A 25,093-nucleotide genomic window follows, 5' to 3' on the forward strand; every position below is an offset into this window, starting at 1 on the left:
ACAAAAATACAAAGTATAAGAGGCTTTTTGTGCTAATTTTTAATTAATTTGCAAATCTAAAGATTTAATAAAATGAACCTTTCAGATTACATAATAAACGATATAAAACCATTACTTAATTCTGGGTTAGTAAGCGATTTGCAATTGCTTTTTAATCAGTTGACTTATTCTCATATTCCTATAAAAAATGAGGAAGGTGTGTATTTGGGATGTATATCAGAGAATGATGCACATTGTTTTCAAAAAGTTGAGGCTATTTCGGATTGTGCTTATGCTACTGAAGGTTTTTTTGTTAGAGAAGACACTAATTGGTTAGATGTGTTAGAGGCTTTTGCTCAAAATTCTACTAATATAATGCCTGTTTTAAATGCAGGTAATAAATATTTAGGTTATTATGAATTAAATGATATTATAGGATTGTTTAATGAAACGCCATTTTTCTCAGAGAATGGAGCTGTTTTAATCATAGAAAAAGGTTTACTAGACTATTCTTTTAGTGAGATTAGTCAGATTGTAGAAAGTAATGATGGTAAATTATATGGTGCATTTATTTCTAAAATAGAAAATGATGTGGCTCAAATAACCTTAAAAATTGGTAATGTTGGTTTAAGCGAAATTATGCAAACCTTTAGACGTTATAGCTATAATATAGTATCAGGTCATGAGGAAGATAGTTATTTAGATGGTTTAAAAGAACGCTCTGATTACCTTAATAAATACCTAAACATTTAATAATGAAAGTTGCCATATTTAGCCAATTTCAGAAAAAAAAACCACTGGCGTCTTTAGAGGTTTTATTAGATGTTTTAAATAAAAAAAATATTGAAATAATCATAGAGGAAGCCTTTTATAAAGGTGTGTCTCCAAAATTAAATACAGATTACTCAACCTTTAATAACTTAGATGCCAGCTATGATTTTTTAGTAAGTATTGGCGGAGATGGTACTATATTAAGAGCCATAACATTAGTGCGAGATTTAAATATCCCAATAGTAGGTGTCAATACAGGAAGATTAGGGTTTTTAGCAACTATCCAATATGACGAGATAGAAGCTGCAATACATGCCATTTTAGATAAAAAGTACGCTATTTCAGAACGTAGTTTATTAACTATTGAAAGCTCTGAGGATAATTCCGAAATTAATTCTTGCAATTTTGCTTTAAATGAAATTGCTGTAAGCAGAAAAAATACCACTTCTATGATTACGGTTGAAACCGAATTAAACGGAGAATATCTTACGTCGTATTGGAGTGATGGTTTAATAATTTCAACACCAACAGGATCAACAGGATATTCCTTAAGTTGTGGTGGTCCAGTAATAACACCTGATGCAGCAAGTTTAGTGTTAACACCAATTGCACCTCATAATTTAAGCGCAAGACCTTTAGTTATAGATGACAGCACTGTAATTACCTTAAAAGTAAACGGTCGTGAGAAAAAACATTTAGTGTCCCTAGATTCTAGAATTGCAACATTATCCAACAAAACTACAATTACAATAAAAAAAGCGCCATTTACTATTAAAATGATAGTATTAAATAATGAGACTTTTCTTGATACACTCCGTAAAAAGCTACTTTGGGGTGAGGATAATAGAAATTAAACAATAAATTGTTGTTAAATCTGTTTAAAAGTGTAACTATTTCAATCAAATTGTTATAGGCTAATCTTATTTATTATATTTGCAAACTTTGAAGATTTATGAAGCAGTTAACAGTAGTAGTTTTAACATTTTTATGCATACAATTAAGTAGTGCACAAATCAACGAGTTTGGGTTGTATTTGGGTGGTTCTAATTTTATTGGAGATGTAGGTGCTACAGACTATATTGCACCTAGCCAATTAGCAATTGGTGCTATTTATAAATGGAACAGAAGTCCTAGACACTCATACAGGATCTCTTTAACCTTTACAGAATTAGAAGGTATTGATATTAACTCAGATGATCCAAGTAGACAAATAAGAGGCTTTGAGTTTAATAATCAAATTATTGAACTGTCTGCTGGTTTAGAATTTACATTTTTTGATTTTAACTTGCATCAAGGTAACTTTGTGTCCACACCATACCTATATACAGGTTTTAGTGTCGCACAACATGATAACTTTTATTATAACAATTTAGGAGAAACACAGTCTGAAGACACACAAAGCTATGCTTGGGGAATACCTATGGTAATTGGTTTTAAAGCAGCTGTAACCCCTGAGTTTGTTTTAGCTTTTGAAGTTGGTGCACGTTATACCTTCTCTGACGAGTTGGATGGTAGTGTTCCTGATGCAGGAGAGCTGTCAAGCAGAAGTTTTGGAAATTTAAATAATAATGATTGGTATACTTTTACAGGCGTAACGTTAACTTACACCTTTGGAAAAAACCCATGTTACTGCGGATTTTAAAGTGAATATACAAGACCAAATACAAAAACAACATTTGCCAAAGCATGTCGCCATAATTATGGATGGTAATGGTCGTTGGGCAAAACAAAAAGGAATGCTACGTGCTTTTGGTCATGAAAATGGTACAAAATCTGTACGTCAAACCGTAGAAGCTTGCGCAGAGTTAGGTGTTAAACATTTAACACTTTATGCCTTTTCAACAGAAAATTGGAATCGTCCAAAGTTAGAAGTTGATACACTAATGAAGCTTTTAGTATCCTCATTAAAAAAAGAAATCAAAACCCTTTTAGATAATAATATAAAACTAAAAGCAATTGGTAATTTAAAATCATTACCAAAAAAAGTATATAAGGAGTTGCACGAAGTTATGGATTTAACTAAGGACAATACACATATGGATTTGACATTAGCATTAAGCTATGGCTCTAGAGAAGAGCTGCTAAATGCTGTTAAAGAAATAAGTGCTAAAGTTAAAAATAATATAATTTCTACAGAAAATATTGACGAATCGGTATTTAATGCACATCTTTACACGCAGACGTTACCAGATGTAGATTTACTTATTAGAACAAGTGGAGAGCAACGCATTAGTAACTTTTTGTTATGGCAAATAGCTTATGCAGAATTGTACTTTACACCAGTACTTTGGCCAGACTTTACAAAGCAACACTTATGTGAAGCTATTATAGAATATCAAAAAAGAGAACGACGATTTGGGAAAACCAGTGAACAAATTAGCTAAACAATTACCATTGAAAACAATATTAAATTACACCTTGTTAGCACTAATGCTTATTAGTGCTTTATCTGTTAAAGCACAAGACTTAAGCTACGAAGACGGTAAAAAATTAATTCTAGCCGAAATTACCGTAAAAGGGAACACTAGTTTTAGTGAGCAAACCATTATAACCTATTCTGGATTAAGAAAAGGTGCAGAAATAATGATTCCTGGAGAAGAAATTAGTGATGCTATCAAAAAGTTATGGAAATCTAATTTATTTAATGATATCGAAGTTTACTTGCTAAAAGTAGAAGGTGATAATGCCTTTCTTGAAATTAGATTAACAGACTTGCCAGAACTTAACGAAGTTAAAATTACTGGAGTTAAAAAAGGTAAGCACGAAACTATTTTAAAAGAAAATAAGCTTCAAAAAGGGACCAAAGTAACGGAAAACTTAGTAACAACTACCGAGAATTATTTAGAAAATAAATATAAAAAGGACGGATTTTTAAATGCTAATGTGCAAGTAAAAACTACCGAAATTAAAAACGACTCAATAGCTAAGTCTTTAGTAAACATGGTTGTTGCTATTGATAGAGGTCAAAAAGTTAAAGTAAAAAACATAGATTTTGAAGGTAATAGTGTTTTAAGTGATAAGAAGCTTAGAAAAGCCATGAAAAACACTAAAAAAATTAACCCTATCAGAATCTTAAAACGTTCTAAGTTTATTGAAGCAGACTATAAAGAAGACTTATCTAGCCTAATTGATAGATATAAAGAAGTAGGATATAGAGATGCAAGAATAATATCAGACTCGTTAATTATTAATGATGATAAAACGGTGTCTTTAAATATTACACTTGAAGAGGGAGAAAAATATACTTTTGGAGACGTAACGTTTATTGGTAATACAGTGTATTCTGATGAGGTTTTAAAAAGAAAGTTACGTATTGAAAAAGGAGATACATATAATGGTGTGCAACTTCAAAAACGAATTGCAGATAACACTAAGCCAGATGGTGATGATTTAACAAACTTATATCAAAACAATGGATATTTATTCTCTACAATTAACCCAGTTGAGGTTAATGCAGATGGAAATGTAATTGATATGGAAATCAGAATATCAGAAGGTAAACCTGTGTATTTTGACAAAGTATCTGTAGTTGGTAACAAAAAGACTAACGACCACGTTATTTATAGAGAGATCAGAACAAGACCAGGAGAATTATATAGTAAAGAAAACGTAGTACGTACTATTAGAGAGTTAAGTCAATTAGGATTTTTTGATGCGGAGCAATTAACACCTAACTTTAAAAACCCAAATCCAGAAGAAGGATCAATAGATATGGAATATTCTCTAGTAGAGTCTGGTTCTAGTCAAATCGAACTTCAAGGAGGTTATGGTGGAGGAGGTTTTATAGGTACCTTAGGATTATCTTTTAATAACTTCTCTATTAAAGATATATTTAAAAAGGATGCTTATACACCAATACCAATGGGTGACGGTCAAAAATTATCTTTAAGATTACAAGCAAGTCGATTTTTTCAAACCTATAGTTTTTCATTCTCTGAGCCTTGGTTAGGAGGAAAAAAACCAGTACAATTTTCAACGTCGTTATCACATACAAAGCAATTTTTATATGATGCGACAACTGGAAATGCAGATAAGGATAAGCGTTTTAATATTACAGGTATAACCTTTGGATTAGCAAAACGTTTATCTATTCCAGACGATTTCTTTACATTATCTCAAGCAGTTAGTTTTCAACACTACAACTTAAAAAACTATAATACTGGTTTATTTACATTTGGAGACGGTTACTCTAACAACCTATCTTATACTTTAGGATTAAGCAGAAACAACACGTTTAACGATCCTATTTTCCCAATGGGAGGATCAAGTTTTACAGCAACAGCTAAATTATCTATACCTTATTCTTTATTTAGTAGTGTAGACTATACAGCTTTAAGTATTGAAAGAGCAGAAAATCAAGCAGTAGTTAACGACACTAATGCAAACGTAATTCTTAGAAACGAAGCTGCAGCTAGAATTAGCGAAATTGATCAAGAACGTTTCAAGTGGTTAGAATTTTACAAAGTTAAATTTAGAGGAGATTGGTATACAAGACTAGTAGACAAGTTAGTATTAAGACCAAGTGTAGAGTTTGGATTTTTAGGAGCTTACAATCAAGATAGAGGTGTGATTCCTTTTGAGCGTTTCTTTGTTGGAGGAGATGGACTTGGAAGCTATAGTTTAGATGGTAGAGAAGCAGTAGCCTTACGTGGTTACCCAAATCAAGCATTATCATCTCAAGATGGAGGAACAATTTATAACAAATTCTCATTAGAGTTAAGATATCCTATTACTTTAAAGCAATCTGCTAAAATATATGCATTAGGATTTTTAGAAGCAGGTTCTTCTTACGATAATTTTAAAGACTACAATCCTTTTACACTTAAAAGATCTGCAGGTTTTGGTGTCAGAATCTTTATGCCAGCATTTGGATTATTAGGGATTGACTTAGGTCATGGATTTGATCCTTTACCAGGAAGCTCTGTTAAACATGGTTGGGAAACACACTTTATTATTGGTCAACAATTTTAATTAATATATCACTAAACCTAATTAAATCAATAAATAACAATTATAGTTTTTTGTTTTTTATATTTTTGGCACGATATTTTCTAATAACCTAATAAGGATTTGATAAAAGAATTAAAATTTTTAAAATTAAAATTCGTTATTTTGAAAATACTTACTCAAAAAACTATTCTATTTACAATGAATTAAGTTATTTTGAGTTTATAATCAAGAAATAATAAAACAAATTCCAAAATGAAAATAAAAGTTCTTATTGTATTGGTAATGCTTGCAGCAGGTTTTTCTGCTAGTGCACAACGTGGCGTTAGGATTGGTTACATTGATACAGAATATATTTTAGAAAACATTCCAGAATATACTGAAGCAACTAGTCAATTAGAAAGCAAAGTCCAAAAATGGAAAACAGAAATTGAAGGCAAACTTAATGATGTTAAGCAAAAACGCGAAGCGCTTAATAACGAAAAAGCATTGCTGACTAAAGAGTTGATTGACGAGCGTGAAGAAGATCTTTTATTTGAAGAAAAAGAAATTTTAGATTATCAACAAAAGCGATTTGGTCCAAATGGAGATTTAATGATCCAAAAAAGACAGTTAATGCAGCCAGTTCAAGATCAAATTTTTCAAGCAGTTCAAGATATTGCTAAAGCTAAAAAATATGATTTTGTATTTGATAAGTCAGCCGATGTTGTAATGCTGTATTCAGCAGAGCGATTTGATATGAGCGAGCAAATTATCAGAACAATTTCTAGAGCTTCAAAACGTACACAAGCTAAAAATAAGGCAGAAAGAAAAGATGCTAAAGACGAAGATGTTATAGTAGAAATAAATGAAGCACAAGAAGAACGTCAAAAAATATTAGACGATAAAAAAGCAGAAAGAGAAGCAGCTACTGAAGCAAGAAAAAAAGAACTTTTAGAGGCTAGAGAAGCTAAAAAGAAAGAAGCTGCAGACCGAAGAGCACAAATATTAGAAGATCGCGCTAAAGCAAGAGAGGAAAAGCTTAAAGAAAGAAACGGAAATACAGAAACTGAAACTAATGACGTATCTGAAGACCGTAATGAAGAGGACAAAGTAAATCAAGAAGACGCTCCAAAAACTAGAGAGCAAATTTTAGAAGAAAAAAGACAACAAAAATTAGCAGATAGAGAAGCCAGAAAATTAGAACTTGAAGCTAAAAGAAAAAAAATCTTAGAAGATCGTAAAAAAGCTAAAGACGAAAAAGAGAGCCAAGACAACGAAGATAACTAAGACAAATATTAATAATTATAACACACAAATACTTTTTTAAAAATGAAACAAATTAAAACACTTTTATTTGCAGCAGCATTATTTATTGGTGCAACAAGTTTTACAAATGCTCAAACCAAAGTAGCTCATATTAATACAGGAGAACTTGTTGAGTCTATGCCAGAAATGAAGTTAGCTAAAGCTGAAATGGAAAAGGTAGGTAAAACTTTTCAAGCAGATATTCAAGAAATGGTACAAGAATACCAAACCAAAGCAAAAAGATACGAATCTGAAGCTGCAACTAAAACTAACGAAGTAAACCAACAACGTGGTGAAGAGTTAGCACAAATGCAACAAAGTATCCGTCAGTTTCAAGCAGATTCTCAAAATCAAATTGACAAAAAAGAATTTGACTTATTAAAGCCTATTACAGATAAAGCTAAAGCAGCTATCATTAAAGTTGGTAAAGCACAAGGTTTTAATTACATATTAGATTCTTCTCAAGGATCAGGTGTCATTATGGCTGAAGGTAAAGACTTATTAAAAGACGTTCAAAAAGAATTAGGATTTTAATTAAAATCCCTTTCAAATTAAAAAAAGCTGTCTAACTTTAGACAGCTTTTTTTATTTATAATTATGAGTAAACAACCCATTGGTATTTTTGATTCTGGAGTAGGTGGAACATCCATCTGGAAAGCTATTCATGGATTACTTCCTAACGAGAATACAATTTATCTTGCAGATAGTATTAATGCACCATATGGTCCAAAAGGAAAAGAGGCTATTATAGCGCTTTCTGAGAAAAATACAGAGTATTTGCTTAATCAAAACAGTAAGCTAATTGTAGTAGCTTGTAATACAGCCACGACTAATGCTATTAAACACCTTAGACAAAAGTATAAGACACCTATTATTGGTATAGAACCTGCTATAAAACCAGCTGCTTTAAATACAAAAACTAAATCCATAGGTATTTTGGCTACTAGAGGTACTTTAAGTAGTGAGTTGTTTCATAACACCTCTTTGTTGTATAGTGATGGTATTACTATTATTGAGCAAGAAGGTGAAGGTATTGTACAATTAATAGAAAGCGGTAATATCGTATCTAGTCAAATGACAGATTTGCTTAAAACGTATCTTAAACCTATGATACAAGCAAATATTGATTATCTAGTTTTAGGGTGTACACATTACCCATATTTAGTTCCTCAGCTTTTAAAACTTCTACCTAGTCATGTTAAGATTATAGATTCTGGTGCTGCAGTTGCTAGACAAACAAAATCTGTTTTAGAACAACACGGTTTATTAAATCAAGTAGTTAATAAACCTGCTTTAAAGTTTTATTCTAACAATAATCCGGTAATTATGAAAGATTTGTTAGATGGTGATTTTGAAGTTGAATTTTTAAGCTTTTGATATTGGGTAATAAAATTTTGGATTAAACACGTTAAAATAAGTACGATACTTCCCGAATAATATAAGATGCTTTCCAAATAAAAGTCAACAAAAAAACCACGACATTTAAAAATGCGTGGTTTTTTTATATAAATAAAGTAGTTAATTATATATTCTCTGCGTCTCTAAGACCTTGAATATAACTAGCTTTTTGTATTTGTCTTCTGTTTTTTACAGATGGCTTAGTAAAGTATTGCTTCTCTCTTAAGTTTTGCATAACTTTTACGTTTCTGTGCTTACGTTTGTAACGTTTTAGAGCACGTTCTATATTTTCGCCTTCTTTTATTTCAATTCTTAACATATCTAAATTTTAAATCTGGTGCAAATATCTATTAAATTAAAATATAATTCAAATTAATATTGCATTTTTTTACTATTTAATATCTAAAAAAGTCTATTTGGTTTATCCTAAATAGGTTTTTAATATCTTACTCTTAGAAGTTTGACGTAAACGTCTGATTCCTTTTTCTCTAATTTGTCTTACACGCTCACGTGTTAAGTCAAATGTACGACCTATTTCGTCTAATGTCATTGCTGGTTGATCGCTTAAACCAAAGTTAAGTCTAATAACATCACTTTCTCTAGGTGTTAAAGTTTCTAAAGCTCTGTCAATCTCAGTATTTAATGATTCTCTCATTAAATTAGTATCTGGATTTGGAGAGTCGTTAGAGCTAACTAAGTCATATAAACTATAATCTTCACCTTCTTTTAAAGGTGCATCCATTGACACGTGTCTGCTAGAAATTTTCATAGATTGCTTAACATCACTTATAGTCAAATCAAGCTCTTTTGCGATTTCTGAAGCACTAGGTGGTCTTTGATTAACTTGCTCTAGATGAGACGTTACTTTTCTAATCTTATTTATAGATCCAATTTTATTTAATGGTAATCTAACAATTCTAGATTGTTCTGCTAAAGCAGAAAGAATTGCTTGTCTGATCCACCAAACAGCATAAGAAATAAATTTAAATCCTCTAGTTTCATCAAAACGCTTGGCAGCTTTTACAAGTCCTGCATTACCTTCATTAATTAAATCTGGTAACGTTAATCCTTGGTTTTGATATTGTTTTGCAACAGAAACTACAAAACGTAAGTTAGCAGTGGTAAGTAAATCTAAAGATTTTTGACAGCCTTCTCTAATTTTTTGAGCTAACTCGACCTCTTCCTCTGCTGTAATCATGGGAAGTTTGCTAATGTCTTGTAAGTATTTGTCTAGTGATTTAGATTCGCGGTTGGTAACTTGCTTGGTAATTTTTAATTGCCTCATTCAGTCCAAATTGTTTTAAAGTTATACCTACAATCTAACATAATTTTTGACAAATCCTAATTATTAACAGTTTCTTTTTAAGAAACAGCCCAAACAACTAAATTTCATTAAAAAATCATTTAAAAACGACTAAAAAATGTTAAAATTTTAAATTTTATTATTTATCCTTTTTACCAAACAACCCTTTTATAGCATCTTTTACTTGATCTTTAGGCTTGTCATTTGTTGTTTTGGTTGTGTCTTTTGGCGTGTTGTTTCCGTTTAATATATTACCTAAAACATCCTTAACACCACCATTACTTTGTGTTGATGTACTGTCTTTAGGTTTGTTTCCTCCTAATATGTTACCAACAACATCAGTAAGTTTGTCCTTTCCTTTATTAATTAATTTTTGTTTTTCAATTTCAATTAATTGAGAGGTTAGGTTTTTAACACCACTGGTTAAGTCTGTTGTTACCTGAGGTTTTAGTGTGTTTCCAGATATGGTTGCAGTCACAGGGATCTTAATGTCATTTACTGCTGCATCATTTATTTTGTTTATCAAATTATTGACTTCTGTACCTAAATATTTTGCTGGCACATCTAATACAACTTGATAATTCATAGTGTTACTAAAGGTGTGTGATCCTCCAACGGTCATTTTAATATCCTTATATTTTATATCAAATGGCTTAACATTTACTTGACCATCGTTAAATGAAAGCTTAGTTTTTAAATCTTTTAAATCTAATTTACTGAAATCTAAAAAGTTTAATTTACTTTCTAACAACGAAAATAATTGCTCATTTTTAGGTTGAATTTGTGTTGTTATCAACTCTGCTAACGCATCTCCGGAAATGGTATTTAAAAGCGGAGTAAAGTCTTCGCCTAATGTACCAGATAGATTAATAGAACTGTTTAACTTACCTTGTAATGCTTTGGTTATTGGAGCCAAGGCTTGCAGTAAATTTAAATCGTTGAAGGATTGTGCGATATCAAAGTTTTTTGCACCAACATTCATATTAAAGGTAGGTTTTGTAGTTTTTGTATCTACCAATCCTTCAAGGCTAAGATTACCATTAAATATGCTTGAGGTAACATTATTTAATTGCGCAGTCTCATTTGCTATTTTAAGACTACCTTTTACATCTTTTAGTATTAAGTTATCGTAATAAACGGTTTTAGCATCAGCAGTTATGGTACAATCTAAAAAGGCAGGGATTTTTAATGCTGTAGCAGGCTCTGCACTTTGATTGATTGGTGCTTTGCTACCTCCTTCAATCATAAAGTCACTAATTTTAAAAACATTTGACTTAACATTAAAGTTACCTTCTAGTTTCTTGTCACTTAATAAAAAGCCAAGTAAATTATTTATAATTCCAGTAGCATTAAGGTCTGTTTGACCTGTTGTAGCAATAAAATTGTCTAAAGTAATAGTGCCTGGATTAAAATTTATTGAAGCTTTAGAAATATTTATTGGGTTAACAATATCTGCGGATGAAAACACAAAGTCCGATACGCTTACGCTTCCGTTGTTTTTGATGCGTTCATAAGGATTAGTTTCAATAGCATTCATATCAAAACTAGTATTTAATTTTGCTTTTAAAATTCCTTTTAATTCATTTTCTAACTCAATCGGATACGCTTTTGTTAAGTTTGCTAAGTTTAAAACACCATCTAAATTAGCGTTAACTAGCATGTTTTTGGTTAAATTTTTAATAGTGGCCGAACTCTTAAATTGGTCTTGGTCTATTTTAAAATCTAAAGTATTAATGGCTATATATGTGTCATCAACTAGTCCGTTATTATTTTTAATTTCGACATTAATATTAATATTTTCTACACGTTTTGGTAAGTCTGCAAATTTAAAAGACGCATTGTTTGATACTATATTAATATCTAAGGTTGGAATGGTTGTTTCAGTAGATTCTCCTTTAATAACTCCGTTTATTTTGAAGTTACCTGTTGTATCAACATTATCTAAGTTTTTAGCATAAGTTTTAGGTATCACAGCCAAAAAATCTTTAAAGGTAGATCCTGGATTTTCAAAGGTTATATCAATTGCTTGACCTGCTTCTATTAATTGTACATAACCTTTAAACTCTAAAGGTAAATCATTAATTAAAGCTTTGTTTTCTTTAAAAGTGTACTTGTTATTTGGTAAGTCTAAGTCTATTAAAGCGTCTAGTTTTAAACTGTTATTACTTAAATATTCTGTGTCTTCCATACTAAAAGTCACATTTGCTTCGGTTTTGGTGTCTAATTCTGATGTGTCGCCAGAGAAGGTTCCGTTTCCGGAATGATTTAAATTGGTGATTTTAAATATAGTATTGTTAGTTTCATCTAAATAATTAAACGCACTATTGGTAATGCTATAGTTTTCGATATCAAAAACAAAGCCATCACTACTTGAATTGTTATCTGTTGTTGGTGTGTCTGATGCTTTTGCAATATCCCAATTAACAGCTCCTTCTTTATTAGTTTTTAGATTTACTAGCGCATTGTCAATTGCAATAGAGTTAACAATTATAGGCTCTTCAGTAGCATTTTTAAAAAGCTCTTTTATAGACATGTCTAAAGACAATGATTGAACTTTGGCTAAAGTATCATTTTTAAATGGGGCAAAATTGGTTATTGTTAAGTTGTCCAAGGTTACGTTAGCCTGCGGAAAACTTCTTATAAAGCTTAAGTCAACATCATCAAAAGTAACTTTGGCGTTTACGCTTTCATTAATATAATTGCGAACCATATCTTTTATTTGACTCTGGAAAATAAAAGGACTAGCAATTAATAATGCAACAAGAATTAGTAATGATATACCTACGATTTTTAGCTTTTTTTTCATCAAATAGTGTTGTTTAATCTTTAATCTATCTACGTTTAACTTAAGTAAATAGTTGTCCAAACAAAAGTATTTAATAAAAGTTTAGCATTTGTTAAAGTAGTTGTAATTCTTCATTTTGCTTCAGTTTAAAGCGTTTTTTAAATAGGTAAACACCTAAATATAAAAAAGGTGTGTCAAGTATGGCAATTAGTACTTTAAATATAAAACCGCTTATTAATAGTCCTGCAAATTTATCCCAACCAATCTCGCCAAACGAGCATAATAAAAATAGTACAGAAAACGTGTCTACAAACTGCGATAAAAAGGTCGAAAAATTATTGCGTAACCATAAATGTTTGCCTTTAGTAATACGTTTCCAAAAGTGGTAAATCTGAATATCTACTAATTGAGCTAATAAATAAGCCATCATACTAGCAAAAACAGCAATCATAGTATTGCCAAATACAGTGGTAAATAGACTGTCATTAACTGGTGACCAGCTTGTGGCAGATACAGCATTAGCTGTGTAAACAATTAATAATGAAAAAAACGAAGCAAATATTCCGCCTATAACTACTTGGTTTGCACGTTTCTTACCGTAAATCTCACTTATTAAATCGGTTATTAAAAAGGTGACAGGATAAGGTAATATGCCTACAGAAACCTCAAATAGCTTAGAGCCAAAAATTTCAATGTTAAAAGGATACCAATAAAAAAACTTTTGAAAGATTAGATTGGACACCACTAATGAGGTTATAAAAAGCGCACCTAGAAGTAAATAGATTTTTTGAGCAAGTAATTTGTCTTTTAAGGTCATAAAAACTTATTAACAGATTTGATAAAGATAAGAACTAAGTGAATTTCTTTTAGTTATTTTGCTGAAGAAATTATGCAGGAGATTAAAACAGTATATATAGCATTAGGCAGTAATAAAGGCGATAAGTTTAAAAACTTACAAAACGCTATAGACGCTGTGTTTACAGAAGTTGGTAGTATTGTTAGTATAGCAAAAGTCTATCAAAGTAAAGCCTATGGCTTTGAAGGTGATGATTTTTTAAACACATGTATTGCAGTAAAAACAAGGCTTAAACCTAAAAAGGTATTGAGTGTTTTATTGCAAATTGAAAAAAAATTAGGACGTACGCCAAAACAAACAGAAGGGTATGAGTCTAGGATAATAGATTTAGATATTATCTTTTTTGAAGATGAAATTATTGAAGACAAAAATTTAATAATTCCACATCCCGAAGCTCATAAACGTCGTTTTGTATTGGAGCCTTTACAGTTAATTGCTGGCAACTTTATCCATCCTAAACTAAAACAGTCTGTTGATGATTTGTTAGCTACATGTGATGATACTAATGAATTAGAGCAAATTAAAATTTGGTTGAAAAATCCTAATAAGCAATTTGACTTTTCTAAACATAATTATATCGCTATTGAAGGTAATATTGGTGCAGGTAAAACCAGCTTGTCCACACAAATAGCTTCAGATTTTAATGCTAAGTTAGTGTTAGAGCGTTTTGCAGATAATCCTTTTTTGCCAAAATTTTATAAAGAACCACAACGTTACGCCTTTACTTTAGAAATGTCTTTTCTTGCAGATCGTTACCAGCAAATAACAGACGACTTAGGACAATTAGACTTGTTTAAAGATTTTATTGTTAGCGATTATGATGTCTTTAAATCTTTGATTTTTTCTAAAATAACACTGCAACCAGACGAGTTTAAGCTGTATCGTAAATTATTTTACTTGATGTACAAAGACATTGCAAAACCAGATTTGTATGTCTATTTATACCAAAATACAGAGCGTTTACAAGCTAATATAAAAAAACGAGGTCGTAAGTACGAAAGTGAAATTGAAGATGATTATCTGGAAAAAATTAATGCAGGTTATTTAGAGTTTTTGAAAAGTCAAACCGAATTTAATGTTAAAATTATTGACATCTCAGATAAAGATTTTGTTAAACATAGGGCAGATTATTTATGGCTTTTAAAACAAATATGTAACGATGACGCCTAAAATTATTAACACTAAGCCTATTGTTATAGTTGGATTAAAAGCAAATTTATCTTTTACAACTAATGGTCCAGGAACTGCGAAGTTGGCTAAACAGTTTATGCCAAATCGCAACCATATTGTAAACCGTGTTGGGTCAGAAAAATTTTCAATTCAGATCTATGATCAATTTGATTACAGTAAAATGTCTCCTAATACATTATTTGAAAAGTGGATAGGCGTTGAGGTGTCAAATGCTAAAGCTTTACCAAGTGATATGGAAGTTTTAACAATACCAACAGGTCAGTATGCTGTATTTAATTATAAGGGTAAACCGGATGGTTTTTTTAAGGCTTGGCAATACATACACACTACTTGGTTGCCTAAGTCTGGTTACAACTTAGACGATAGACCACATTTTGAAAAACTTCCGGAAGATTACCATCCTTCAAATCCTGAAGTTGAAGAGGAAATTTGGGTGCCAATTATATAAAGGTTATTGGTTATGGTAGCGCTTTTACGTTCTAGTTCAATTTTTATTTTCTAAGTATTAGTATTTATTTCATTGATTTTGTGTAATTTGATTGGCAATCAATCAATCAATCAATCAATCAAAATGAAATATAATCTAAGGTTTGTTTTTATTTTTATTACGCAACTTGCATTCGCACAAAGTAATACTTTGGATTCTGTTGTTGCAGCCTTGCAAAAAGACCAATTACTTTTTGAAAAAGTGTATGTGCATACTAATAAAACCAGCTATTCTGCTGAAGATGTGATTTGGTTTAAAGCCTATGTTTCGGATACTTATAATAAGCCTTCAGTGCAAACATCTGTATTATATGTAAGTTTATTTACGGATAATGGTATTCTTTTAGAAACTAAAAATGTTTTAATCACAGATGGTGTTGGTGTTGGGCAATTTCAGTTTTATCAAGATTTGCCAGAAGGGTTTTACTTTATCCAAGCCCATACTAATTACATGAAAAATTTTGGAGAGGCTAATACATTTGTTTCTAAGATTTTTATCAAAGGAACTATCCTAAAACCTAAACCAAATACATTAAAGCAAACTGTTTACGACGCTCAGGTATTTCCGGAAGGCGGTTATCTTCTAGAGGATGTGAACAATACAATAGGGCTTAAGGCATTGGTTAATGGTAAAAGCATTGCATTTAGTGGTCGCATTTTAGATTCAAATCAAAAAGAAATCACCACTTTTAATGATGACCATTTAGGGATGGGTAGTGTTAGGTTTAAGTATAAATCTACTGAGTCTTATATAGCCGAATTTTTTATAAAAGACACTATTATTAAAGTGATGATTCCTGAGGCTAATAAACAAGGAGTTTCGGTCATGGTTAACACGTCAAATAAAGATGTTGTTAGTGTAAAACTTCAATCTAATCGCACAACTGTAAAAGCCAATCATCCTAAGTACACGTTGTTATTTCATCAAAAAAATAAAATATTTGATTTTGTTGAGATAGCAATTAAAGATAGTTTGCCTGTAGTCTTAGAGTTAAATAAAAAGTCCTTATTTAATGGCGTAAATACAGTTACTGTTTTTGAAAATAATAAGCCAATATTGGAACGACAGTTTTTTGTGTATAAGCCGGAAAAATATTCAACAATCGAAATTGAAAAATTAAATGTTCTTCAAGATTCTATTATATATCAACTTAAGTTAAAAGACTTAAATATAAAAAGTAACTTAAGTATATCAGTGCTAAAATCTGATACAGAATATAAACCTTATACAACAATACAAAGTGCTTTTTTGCTATCACCTTATGTTAAAGGTTATGTAGAAAATCCAGCAACTTATTTTGATAAAAACACAAAAGATAAAACTAGAAAGATTGATTTGTTATTATTGACTCAAGGTTGGTCGCAGTATACGACCAAAGCGTTTGTGGATTATAACAATCCTAAATATAGTTATGATTTTGAATCTGGTTTTAGTCTAACAGGTACAGTAAGTCCTTTAAAATCAAATAATTTGGTTTTGCTTTCTGATGACAATCAAATTGTGGCTAAAACGTATTTAAATAGTAAGCTTAATTTTAAATTTAAAAATTTAATAGCGTACAAAGGGGATTCAATAAAAATAAGTTTTATTCGCAATGGTGAAGAATTAGTCAAGCCTCTTAACATGTATTTTGATAGTGTTCCAAAGCTGGCTAATAGTTTAAATAGCTTTTATTTTAATAAAAATAATGGAGCGCCTTTAGTGGTAGATGATTTTTATAAAACAAATCTTGAAAATAATGATTTGGGTTATATATATACTAGTTCAACTTATTTAGACACTGTTAAGCTTAAATCTAGCAAGGCTAATAAGATGAGGTTAGATAGTAGGGCTTTTATGAAAAAATATAGAGAATACGAAGACAGCATAATGTTTTATGACCCAATGGAGATTCCGGAACACTATTATAACAAAAATCTAACCTTATTTGAATATTTAAAAGCTACAGAAGCTGCTAGTTTGGTCAGTTGGAGAGGTGTGGAAACCTATCTGATTGCTAGAGGTTTAGAAGCGTTTTTAAAAGTGGATGGTAAAGGGATGGATACTTATAGTTTGCCTAATGCATTGCAAATCCGGATGGAAGATATTAGTGATATAGCTTTTAGAAGAGAGCCAAAAATTACGATTTTTCATGTGTTTACTACAGAAAATTATAAAAATAGTGTAAAGGAATTATTCCGAAAACATTTTTTTGAATCAGGATTTGACAAAGCAAAATCCTATTATACTCCTAAGTATATTAATACTACAGATAATTTAGAGCAAGAGGTGGATTGGAAGCCTATAATTGTAACAGATAGCAAAGGACAATCGGTTTTTAAAATAAACGATAGTCTAGAAACAAATTATTTGCTTTCCATACAAGGGTTTTCCGATAATGGAGATTTAATAAGCGAAATAAAATTTTTAAAGGATATGTTGATTAATTAAGCTACGTTTATAAGGCTTTTATCTTAGAGAAAATATCCCAAGTAACAACACCGCAACTAACACTAATGTTAAGCGAGTGTTTGGTCCCAAACTGAGGGATTTCAATAACAAAATCGCTTGCACTAACTACATCTTGTGCAACACCTTTAACTTCATTACCAAAAACCAAAGCATACTTTTTATTGGTTTCGACTTTAAAGTCGTCTAACATGGTGGCATTTTCAGCTTGTTCGATAGCACAAATAGTGACATTCTCAGATTTCAATTTTTCGATTAAATCCATCGTATTTTCAATATATTCCCAAGCTACAGTGTCTGTACTCCCTAAAGCTGTTTTATGTATGTCTTTGTGTGGTGGTGTTGCAGTGATTCCGCATAGGTATATTTTTTCAACTAAAAAGGCATCACTAGTTCTAAATACACTACCAATATTATTTAGGCTTCTAATATTGTCTAAAACAATAATTATTGGTGTTTTTTTTGCAGATTTAAAGTCGTCTATACTTAATCTGTCTAATTCGCTATTTTTTAGTTTTCTCATCAAAATAATTGTGAATAATTATCAATAACTAAACTTAAATAGACTTCTTAAAAAATCAATATTTAGTTACATTGCAAACTTAATAAAAACGTATATCCTTTGGCAACAAAAAGCAAAAAAGTCACTCCGTTAATGAAGCAATACAATGCCATCAAGGCTAAGTATCCTGATGCCATGTTATTATTTAGAGTAGGTGATTTTTACGAAACCTTTGGCGAAGATGCTATAAAGGCAGCAGGTATTTTAGGTATTACTTTAACTAAACGAGGTGCAGGAAGTGATAGCGAGACAGAGCTGGCAGGTTTTCCGCATCACTCTATAAATACCTATTTGCCTAAATTAGTAAAATCAGGAGAGCGTGTTGCTATTTGTGACCAATTAGAGGACCCTAAGCAAACCAAAAATATCGTTAAGCGTGGTGTAACCGAATTGGTAACGCCAGGAGTTGCGCTAAATGATGAGGTGTTACAATCCAAAACAAATAACTTTTTATGTTCAGTTTACTTTGGTAAGGTTAATATTGGGATTTCGTTTTTAGATATATCTACAGGTGAGTTTTTAACCTCACAAGGAAATCAAGAGTATATAGATAAGCTACTTCAAAATTTTAGTCCAAGTGAAGTATTAGTTGCAAAACCTAAGCGAAATAAATTTACAGACTATTTTGGAGCCGATTTCCATACCTTTAATTTAGAGGATTGGGTCTATCAACCAGATTATGCAAACGAAACATTATTAAAACATTTTGACACTAAATCTTTAAAAGGATTTGGGGTTGAAAACTTAAATGAAGGTATTATAGCTTCAGGTTCGATACTTCATTATTTAGCCGAAACACAGCACAACAAGCTAGAGCACATTTCTTCAATTTCGCGTATTGCAGAAGACGATTATGTCTGGATGGACCGTTTTACCATCCGAAACCTAGAGCTATACAACTCTACAAACAACAATGCAGTCACGTTATTAAATATTATTGATAAAACTATTTCTCCAATGGGAGGACGATTGCTTAAGCGTTGGCTAGCATTGCCTTTAAAGCAAATAGATCAAATCAAGCAACGTCACGAAGTCGTCTCTTTTTTAAAAACTGAAGGTGTTGTTTTGGATAAGATTCAGCATCATATAAAACTAATAGGCGATTTAGAACGTTTGATTTCTAAAATAGCAACGCAAAAAGTAAGTCCTAGAGAGGTTATTCAACTTAAAAATTCGTTAGAAGCTATAATTCCTATTAAGGAGCTGTCATCTAATTGCGATAACGAGTCCCTTAAAGTTATTGGTGATAATTTACAAAGTTGTAACGTGCTTCGCGAAAAAATAAAAGAGACTTTAAACGAAGAAGCACCTGTAAATATTTTAAAAGGAAGCTCAATAGCTGCTGGATTTTCATCCGAATTAGATGAGCTTAGAGCATTGTCAACTTCAGGAAAAGATTATTTAGATAAAATGTTACAACGCGAAAGCGAGCGTACAGGTATAACGTCTCTTAAAATAGCATCTAACAATGTTTTTGGTTATTATATAGAAGTTAGAAACACACATAAAGATAAAGTTCCGGAAGAATGGATTCGTAAACAAACTTTAGTAAATGCAGAACGTTACATTACTGAAGAACTTAAAGAATACGAATCTAAAATTCTTGGAGCTGAAGAACGCATCATGGCTATTGAGCAAAAGTTATTTGCAGATTTAGTGCAATGGATGAACCAATATATAAAACCTGTACAGCAAAACGCGTATTTAATAGCTAAAATTGATTGCTTATGTGGATTTGCACAATTGGCTTCAGATAATAACTATGTATATCCTGCTTTAGATGATTCTCACGATTTAGACATCGTTGATGGACGTCATCCAGTAATTGAAAAGCAATTGCCAATAGGTGAGCCTTATATAGCAAATAATGTGTTTTTGGATAGAGACACACAACAAATAATAATGATTACTGGACCAAACATGTCTGGTAAGTCAGCTATTTTACGCCAAACAGCTTTAATAGTGTTATTGGCTCAGATAGGAAGTTTTGTACCTGCAAAAGAAGCTAGAATAGGTGTGGTCGATAAAATATTTACTCGTGTTGGAGCAAGTGATAACATCTCGATGGGAGAATCTACGTTTATGGTAGAGATGAATGAAACAGCATCAATCTTAAATAATATATCAGATCGTAGTTTAGTCTTGTTAGACGAAATTGGAAGAGGAACAAGTACCTATGACGGAATCTCTATTGCTTGGGCAATTAGTGAATATTTACACGAGCATCCTGCAAAACCTAAAACGTTATTCGCAACCCACTACCATGAGTTAAATGAAATGACAGAGACCTTTGAGCGTATTAAAAACTTTAATGTATCTGTTAAGGAGTTAAAAGACAATGTACTATTTCTGCGTAAGCTAGTAGAAGGTGGTAGCGAACATAGTTTTGGTATACACGTAGCAAAAATGGCTGGAATGCCACAACAAGTGCTAAGACGCGCTAATCAGATTTTAAAAAAGCTGGAAAAAAGTCATTCAAGCGAGGAGTTGACAGATAAAGTAAAATCTATGCAAGATGAAATGCAATTAAGTTTCTTTAATTTAGACGATCCATTGCTTGAAAACATAAAAGAAGAGATCCTACATATCGATATTGACACCTTAACACCAGTTGAAGCTTTAATGAAACTAAATGAGATAAAACGTATGTTGGTGAAAAAGAAGCAAGTATAAATTTTTTTAAATTTTTTTCAAAAAAAGCTTTGTACTTTGTATAAAAGTACTAAATTTGCAACCGCAATACGATATTGCACGTTCATTTAAAGACTGCGAAAGTAGCTCAGGGGTAGAGCATCACCTTGCCAAGGTGGGGGTCGCGGGTTCAAATCCCGTCTTTCGCTCTGAGAATTTTCCTTAAAATATTCCTTCGCTCGGGTGGTGGAATTGGTAGACACGTTGGACTTAAAATCCAATGTCCATTAGGACGTACGGGTTCAAGTCCCGTCCCGAGTACTAGACCTCTTGTTAATCATATGATTTTCAAGAGGTTTTTTCATTTATAAAAGTTGAAACCAAGTCCGTTTAAAACAAAAAAAACCTTATCAATTGATAAGGTTTTTTATTTTGATAAGTCTTAAAAAGAATTAATCTTTTTTCAAATCGTCGGAAACTTCATTTACTGCATCTTTAACAGATTCTCCAGCTTCTTTAGTTTCATTTACAGCATTATCTATTGCTTTTCCAGTAGCTTCAAATCCGCCTTCAACTGCTTCTCCAGTCTCTTCAGCAGCATTCTCAATAGCGTCTCCTGCTTGTTCTGCGTTATTTTTATCCTCTTCTCTACAAGATGTAAAAGTAATTGCTGATACAAGAACAGCACTTAATAGTAATTTTTTCATTAGTTATTGTTTTTAGTGTTTAATATGTTATCAAACTTAATAATTAATTTAGTTAATAAAGAATTATGGTTATGATACATAGTACTTTATTTACGTAAATACTGCATGATTTGGATTACAGCTCCTTCGTTTTTTTTGATAAAGTCCGCGTTTTGATTGCCAGTAGTTAGTCTTGACTCTGGATCATTTATCAAGCTATTTAATTCTGTGCTTAACTCTGTAATATTAGAAACTGATTTAACACCTTTATTTTTTATCATATCAAAAGCTTCGGGAAATTTTTGGTAGTTTTTTCCAATAATTATTGGAACTCCAAAAACAGCAGGTTCTAGTATGTTATGTAAGCCAGTATTCCCCATTGCTCCTCCTACATAAGCTATATCTGCATAGCTGTAGGCTTTACTTAGTAGTCCTATGGTATCTAATATAAAAACATCGTATTGGCTTAAATCCTTCTTTTCTTTTTGGGTAAATAAAATAGAAGGCTTTTTTAAATTAGTCTGTATGTTTTCTATTTGTTTAGACTTGATGTTATGTGGTGCAATAATAAACTTTATAGGTATTCCTACGTAATTATTTATAAACTCAATAATTAGCGATTCGTCTTCAGGCCAAGAACTTCCTACAACGATACAAAGTTTATTGTCTTTAAATACTTTTATGAAATCTAAATTATTATCTGTGTTTAATTGGTTTGAAACACGATCAAATCTTGTGTCACCAGATATAGTTGCGTTGGTGTAATTTATAGACTCTAATAGTTTTTTAGAGGTTTCATTTTGTGTAAATATGTGTTCAAAAGCAAATAAAGCCTTTTTAGTTTGGCTACCATACCATTTAAAAAAAGATTGGTCTTTTCTAAACACTGCCGATATTAATATGGCTCTTAGTCCTCTACTTTTAATTTCATTTAAGTAATTAGGCCAAATTTCATATTTAACAAATACGGTTAATTCAGGATTTACAAGATTAATAAAACGCTTGGCATTATTTTTTGTGTCTAAGGGTAAGTAAACCACAAGATCTGCAAAGGGTGCGTTTTTTCTTATTTCGTAACCTGAGGGTGAAAAAAAAGAGAGTACAATTTTATGATTTGGATAATCCTTTCTTAATTCTGTAAAAATGGGTAAACCTTGCTCGTATTCGCCTAAGGAGGCACAATGAAACCATAAAGTTTTATCACCTTTATTTAAAAATTGATCAAGTTTATTAAAAGTTAATGCGCGACCATCAACACCTAATTTAAGCTTATTATTAAATAAACTTAAAAGTTTTAAAACTACAGAGGCTAGTTGTATTGTTATATTATAAAGTAAATTCACGTATCTATTTTTGCTAAAATAAACAATTCATTGCTTAGCGTTTGGTATTTTTGTAAATTCGATAATTATAAATTAAAAGTAAAACTAAGTTACTCAAGTTAGTTTACCACATATACAGAGATGAAAAAAATACAAATGGTTGACTTAAAAGGTCAATATGCAGCTATAAAAAATGTTGTTGATTCTTCAATACAAGAAATTATTGATAATACAACTTTTGTTAATGGACCTAAAGTACACGAGTTTCAAAAAAACCTAGAAAACTACTTAGGTGTAAAACATGTTATTCCGTGTGCAAACGGGACAGATGCTTTACAAATAGCAATGATGGGATTAGGTTTAGAACAAGGCGACGAGGTTATTACTGCAGACTTTACCTTTGCAGCAACCGTGGAGGTTATTGCTTTATTAAAGCTAACTCCTGTATTAGTAGATGTAGATCCAGAAACTTTTAATATAGACATAGAGGCTGTTAAAAAAGCCATTACACCAAAAACCAAAGCGATTGTACCTGTGCATTTATTTGGTCAGTGCGCCAATATGGAAGCGTTAATGGATTTAGCTAAGCAGCATAATTTATATGTAATAGAAGATAATGCTCAAGGTATTGGTGCAGATTACACTTATGCTGATGGTACTAAAGCAAAATCTGGAACCATTGGACATGTTGCATCAACTTCATTTTTTCCATCCAAAAACTTAGGTTGCTATGGAGATGGAGGAGCGATTTTTACAAACGATGATGATTTAGCACACACCATTAGAGGGATTGTAAATCACGGAATGTATGAGCGTTATCACCACGATGTAGTAGGTGTAAACTCACGTTTAGACTCAATACAAGCAGCAGTATTAGATGCTAAATTACCTAAATTAGACAGTTATAATAATGCAAGACGTAATGCAGCTAGAAAATATAACGCAGCATTTAAAGACGTAAAAAATATAATTACACCAAAAACAGTAAATGGATGCGAAGGTATTTGTGACACCTGTAACTGTCACGTGTTTCACCAATATACATTAAAAGTAAAAAATGTAGACAGAGACGCTTTAGTAAAGCATTTAAACGAGAACGGAATCCCATGTGGTGTATATTACCCAATACCATTACACGCTCAAAAAGCATATCGCGACACAAGATATAACGAAGCCGATTTTAAAGTAACCAATCAATTAATAAAAGAAGTAATTTCATTACCAATGCATACCGAGTTGGAAGATGATCAAATTGACTTTATAACAAAAACAGTTAAAGATTTTATAGCAAATAATTAGGACGTTACCACAAGGGTCGGGCTATCCACTAAAATCTTTTTTTGCCATATATGGCAGCAAAAAAAGGATACCGTTTCTATCCCTAACGCACGCATCAGCAAATGAAGATATTAGTTACAGGAGGTTTAGGCTTTATAGGGTCACATACAGTTGTTCAGCTTCAAAAAAAAGGCTATCAAGTTGTAATCATAGATAATCTTTCCAACACTACTTTAGACGTGTTAGAAGGGATTGTAGCTATAACAGGACAGCCACCAATTTTTGAAAAACTTGATTTAAAAAATAAGGCAGCAGTGCAAAACTTTTTTAAATCGCACCAAGACATACAAGGGGTTATTCATTTTGCAGCAAGTAAAGCAGTAGGAGAGAGTGTTGTTAATCCATTATTATATTATGAGAACAATATAAATACCCTAGTTTATGTTTTACAAGAATTAACCAAACTAAAAACATCTAATTTTATTTTCAGTTCTTCATGCACTGTTTATGGTCAAGCAGATACCATGCCTATATCAGAAACAGCACCAATTAAAGTCGCACAATCACCTTATGGTAATACAAAACAAATCGGAGAAGAAATTATAAAGGATACTTGTCAAGTTTATCCTAAATTAAAAAGTATCGCATTAAGATATTTTAATCCCATAGGAGCACATGAGTCTTCAAAAATAGGCGAGTTACCTATTGGTGTACCTCAAAATCTAATACCCTATATAACGCAAACAGCAATTGGTAAGCGTGCTCAATTGTCTGTTTTTGGTAACGATTATCCAACCATAGACGGAACCTGTGTTAGAGATTACATTCATGTTGTTGATACAGCCAAAGCACATGTTGTTGCTTTACAAAGGTTGTTAAATAACGAAAATCAATCCAATTTTGAAGTATTTAATATAGGTACAGGACAAGGTAGTACAGTTTTAGAAGTTATAAAAGCATTTGAAAAAGTATCAAACACCAAACTAAATTATAAAATAGTAGGCAGGCGTCCAGGAGATGTAGTGTCTGCTTTTGCAGATACAACAAAAGCAAATAACATTTTAGGATGGAAAGCAGAATATAATTTAGAAGATGCTATTTTATCAGCTTGGAAGTGGCAAAATACCATAAAACAGGATTAGTATATCCTAAATTAGAAAGG

At 31.5% G+C, this 25,093-nt stretch carries 21 protein-coding genes and 2 tRNA genes; 16 read left to right on the plus strand and 7 right to left on the minus strand.

The window, feature by feature from the left end; all coding sequences use genetic code 11:
- Positions 1 to 72: 72 nt before the first annotated feature.
- The 8 genes from M890_RS0110165 (at position 73) to murI (ending at position 8,361) form a co-directional block, all read left to right on the plus strand.
- Positions 73 to 732: a CBS domain-containing protein gene (locus tag M890_RS0110165; protein ID WP_028283437.1), complete on the plus strand. Its 660-nt coding sequence runs from the start codon at positions 73 to 75 to the stop codon at positions 730 to 732.
- A gap of 2 nt (positions 733 to 734) precedes the next feature.
- Complete coding sequence (locus M890_RS0110170) at positions 735 to 1,604, plus strand: NAD kinase (protein WP_028283438.1); 870 nt, start codon at positions 735 to 737, stop codon at positions 1,602 to 1,604.
- Positions 1,605 to 1,702: 98 nt separating this feature from the next.
- Positions 1,703 to 2,392, plus strand: a complete 690-nt coding sequence (gene porG, locus M890_RS0110175) for a type IX secretion system protein PorG (protein ID WP_028283439.1) — start codon at positions 1,703 to 1,705, stop codon at positions 2,390 to 2,392.
- 58 nt (positions 2,393 to 2,450) lie between these two features.
- The gene (locus tag M890_RS0110180; RefSeq protein WP_394331868.1) at positions 2,451 to 3,134 is read left to right on the plus strand and encodes an undecaprenyl pyrophosphate synthase; all 684 of its coding nucleotides are present in this window, start codon (positions 2,451 to 2,453) and stop codon (positions 3,132 to 3,134) included.
- Positions 3,106 to 5,721, plus strand: coding sequence for a BamA/OMP85 family outer membrane protein (locus tag M890_RS0110185; RefSeq protein WP_028283441.1), 2,616 nt, complete (start codon positions 3,106 to 3,108; stop codon positions 5,719 to 5,721). Before M890_RS0110180 ends, M890_RS0110185 begins: the two co-directional genes overlap by 29 nt.
- Positions 5,722 to 5,952: 231 nt before the next feature.
- Positions 5,953 to 6,966, plus strand: coding sequence for an OmpH/Skp family outer membrane protein (locus tag M890_RS0110190; protein WP_028283442.1), 1,014 nt, complete (start codon positions 5,953 to 5,955; stop codon positions 6,964 to 6,966).
- Positions 6,967 to 7,008: 42 nt separating this feature from the next.
- On the plus strand, positions 7,009 to 7,518 hold the full coding sequence (locus M890_RS0110195; protein WP_028283443.1) for an OmpH/Skp family outer membrane protein: 510 nt from the start codon (positions 7,009 to 7,011) through the stop codon (positions 7,516 to 7,518).
- A gap of 63 nt (positions 7,519 to 7,581) precedes the next feature.
- A complete protein-coding gene (gene murI / locus M890_RS0110200; RefSeq protein WP_028283444.1) occupies positions 7,582 to 8,361 on the plus strand; it encodes a glutamate racemase in 780 nt (259 codons plus the stop codon).
- Between the two features lie 145 nt (positions 8,362 to 8,506).
- Here murI and rpsU read toward each other — a convergent pair whose 3' ends face one another.
- The 4 genes from rpsU to M890_RS0110220 form a co-directional block, all read right to left on the minus strand.
- Positions 8,507 to 8,701, minus strand: coding sequence for a 30S ribosomal protein S21 (rpsU, locus tag M890_RS0110205; protein ID WP_028283445.1), 195 nt, complete (start codon positions 8,699 to 8,701; stop codon positions 8,507 to 8,509).
- Positions 8,702 to 8,803: 102 nt separating this feature from the next.
- Entirely contained in the window at positions 8,804 to 9,667 is an 864-nt protein-coding gene (locus tag M890_RS0110210; protein ID WP_028283446.1) for a sigma-70 family RNA polymerase sigma factor, read from the minus strand.
- 157 nt (positions 9,668 to 9,824) lie between these two features.
- Positions 9,825 to 12,491 (minus strand): AsmA family protein, encoded by a 2,667-nt coding sequence (locus tag M890_RS0110215; protein WP_036597431.1) that lies wholly within the window; start codon positions 12,489 to 12,491, stop codon positions 9,825 to 9,827.
- A gap of 91 nt (positions 12,492 to 12,582) precedes the next feature.
- Positions 12,583 to 13,287, minus strand: coding sequence for a queuosine precursor transporter (locus tag M890_RS0110220; RefSeq protein ID WP_028283448.1), 705 nt, complete (start codon positions 13,285 to 13,287; stop codon positions 12,583 to 12,585).
- A 72-nt stretch (positions 13,288 to 13,359) separates the two neighbouring features.
- Here M890_RS0110220 and folK point away from each other — a divergent pair, with 72 nt between their 5' ends.
- The 3 genes from folK (at position 13,360) to M890_RS0110235 (ending at position 17,434) form a co-directional block, all read left to right on the plus strand.
- Positions 13,360 to 14,496, plus strand: coding sequence for a 2-amino-4-hydroxy-6-hydroxymethyldihydropteridine diphosphokinase (gene folK, locus M890_RS0110225; RefSeq protein WP_028283449.1), 1,137 nt, complete (start codon positions 13,360 to 13,362; stop codon positions 14,494 to 14,496).
- Positions 14,486 to 14,965: a GyrI-like domain-containing protein gene (locus M890_RS0110230; protein WP_028283450.1), complete on the plus strand. Its 480-nt coding sequence runs from the start codon at positions 14,486 to 14,488 to the stop codon at positions 14,963 to 14,965. Before folK ends, M890_RS0110230 begins: the two co-directional genes overlap by 11 nt.
- A 123-nt stretch (positions 14,966 to 15,088) precedes the next feature.
- The gene (locus tag M890_RS0110235) at positions 15,089 to 17,434 is read left to right on the plus strand and encodes a hypothetical protein (protein ID WP_028283451.1); all 2,346 of its coding nucleotides are present in this window, start codon (positions 15,089 to 15,091) and stop codon (positions 17,432 to 17,434) included.
- A 7-nt stretch (positions 17,435 to 17,441) separates the two neighbouring features.
- On the opposite strand, the gene M890_RS0110240 is transcribed toward M890_RS0110235, so the two are convergent.
- Positions 17,442 to 17,975: an RNA methyltransferase gene (locus M890_RS0110240; protein ID WP_028283452.1), complete on the minus strand. Its 534-nt coding sequence runs from the start codon at positions 17,973 to 17,975 to the stop codon at positions 17,442 to 17,444.
- A 99-nt stretch (positions 17,976 to 18,074) separates the two neighbouring features.
- Between M890_RS0110240 and mutS the strand changes: the two genes are divergently transcribed.
- The 3 genes from mutS to M890_RS0110255 all read left to right on the plus strand — a co-directional run bounded on the left by mutS (position 18,075) and on the right by M890_RS0110255 (position 20,966).
- Positions 18,075 to 20,687, plus strand: a complete 2,613-nt coding sequence (mutS, locus tag M890_RS0110245; RefSeq protein ID WP_028283453.1) for a DNA mismatch repair protein MutS — start codon at positions 18,075 to 18,077, stop codon at positions 20,685 to 20,687.
- Positions 20,688 to 20,782: 95 nt separating this feature from the next.
- Positions 20,783 to 20,854: transfer RNA gene (locus tag M890_RS0110250), tRNA-Gly, on the plus strand.
- A gap of 28 nt (positions 20,855 to 20,882) precedes the next feature.
- A tRNA-Leu gene (locus M890_RS0110255) sits at positions 20,883 to 20,966 on the plus strand.
- A gap of 131 nt (positions 20,967 to 21,097) precedes the next feature.
- On the opposite strand, the gene M890_RS0110260 is transcribed toward M890_RS0110255, so the two are convergent.
- Together M890_RS0110260 and M890_RS0110265 are read right to left on the minus strand one after the other, a co-directional pair.
- Positions 21,098 to 21,352 (minus strand): hypothetical protein, encoded by a 255-nt coding sequence (locus M890_RS0110260; RefSeq protein ID WP_028283454.1) that lies wholly within the window; start codon positions 21,350 to 21,352, stop codon positions 21,098 to 21,100.
- A gap of 86 nt (positions 21,353 to 21,438) precedes the next feature.
- The gene (locus M890_RS0110265; protein WP_028283455.1) at positions 21,439 to 22,674 is read right to left on the minus strand and encodes a 3-deoxy-D-manno-octulosonic acid transferase; all 1,236 of its coding nucleotides are present in this window, start codon (positions 22,672 to 22,674) and stop codon (positions 21,439 to 21,441) included.
- Between the two features lie 120 nt (positions 22,675 to 22,794).
- Here M890_RS0110265 and M890_RS0110270 point away from each other — a divergent pair, with 120 nt between their 5' ends.
- Positions 22,795 to 23,952, plus strand: coding sequence for a DegT/DnrJ/EryC1/StrS family aminotransferase (locus M890_RS0110270; RefSeq protein WP_028283456.1), 1,158 nt, complete (start codon positions 22,795 to 22,797; stop codon positions 23,950 to 23,952).
- A 101-nt stretch (positions 23,953 to 24,053) separates the two neighbouring features.
- A complete protein-coding gene (galE, locus tag M890_RS0110275) occupies positions 24,054 to 25,073 on the plus strand; it encodes a UDP-glucose 4-epimerase GalE (protein ID WP_028283457.1) in 1,020 nt (339 codons plus the stop codon).
- Positions 25,074 to 25,093 lie beyond the last annotated feature (20 nt).

It is taken from the genome of Olleya marilimosa CAM030, from assembly GCF_000518485.1.
Lineage (GTDB): Bacteria > Bacteroidota > Bacteroidia > Flavobacteriales > Flavobacteriaceae > Olleya > Olleya marilimosa.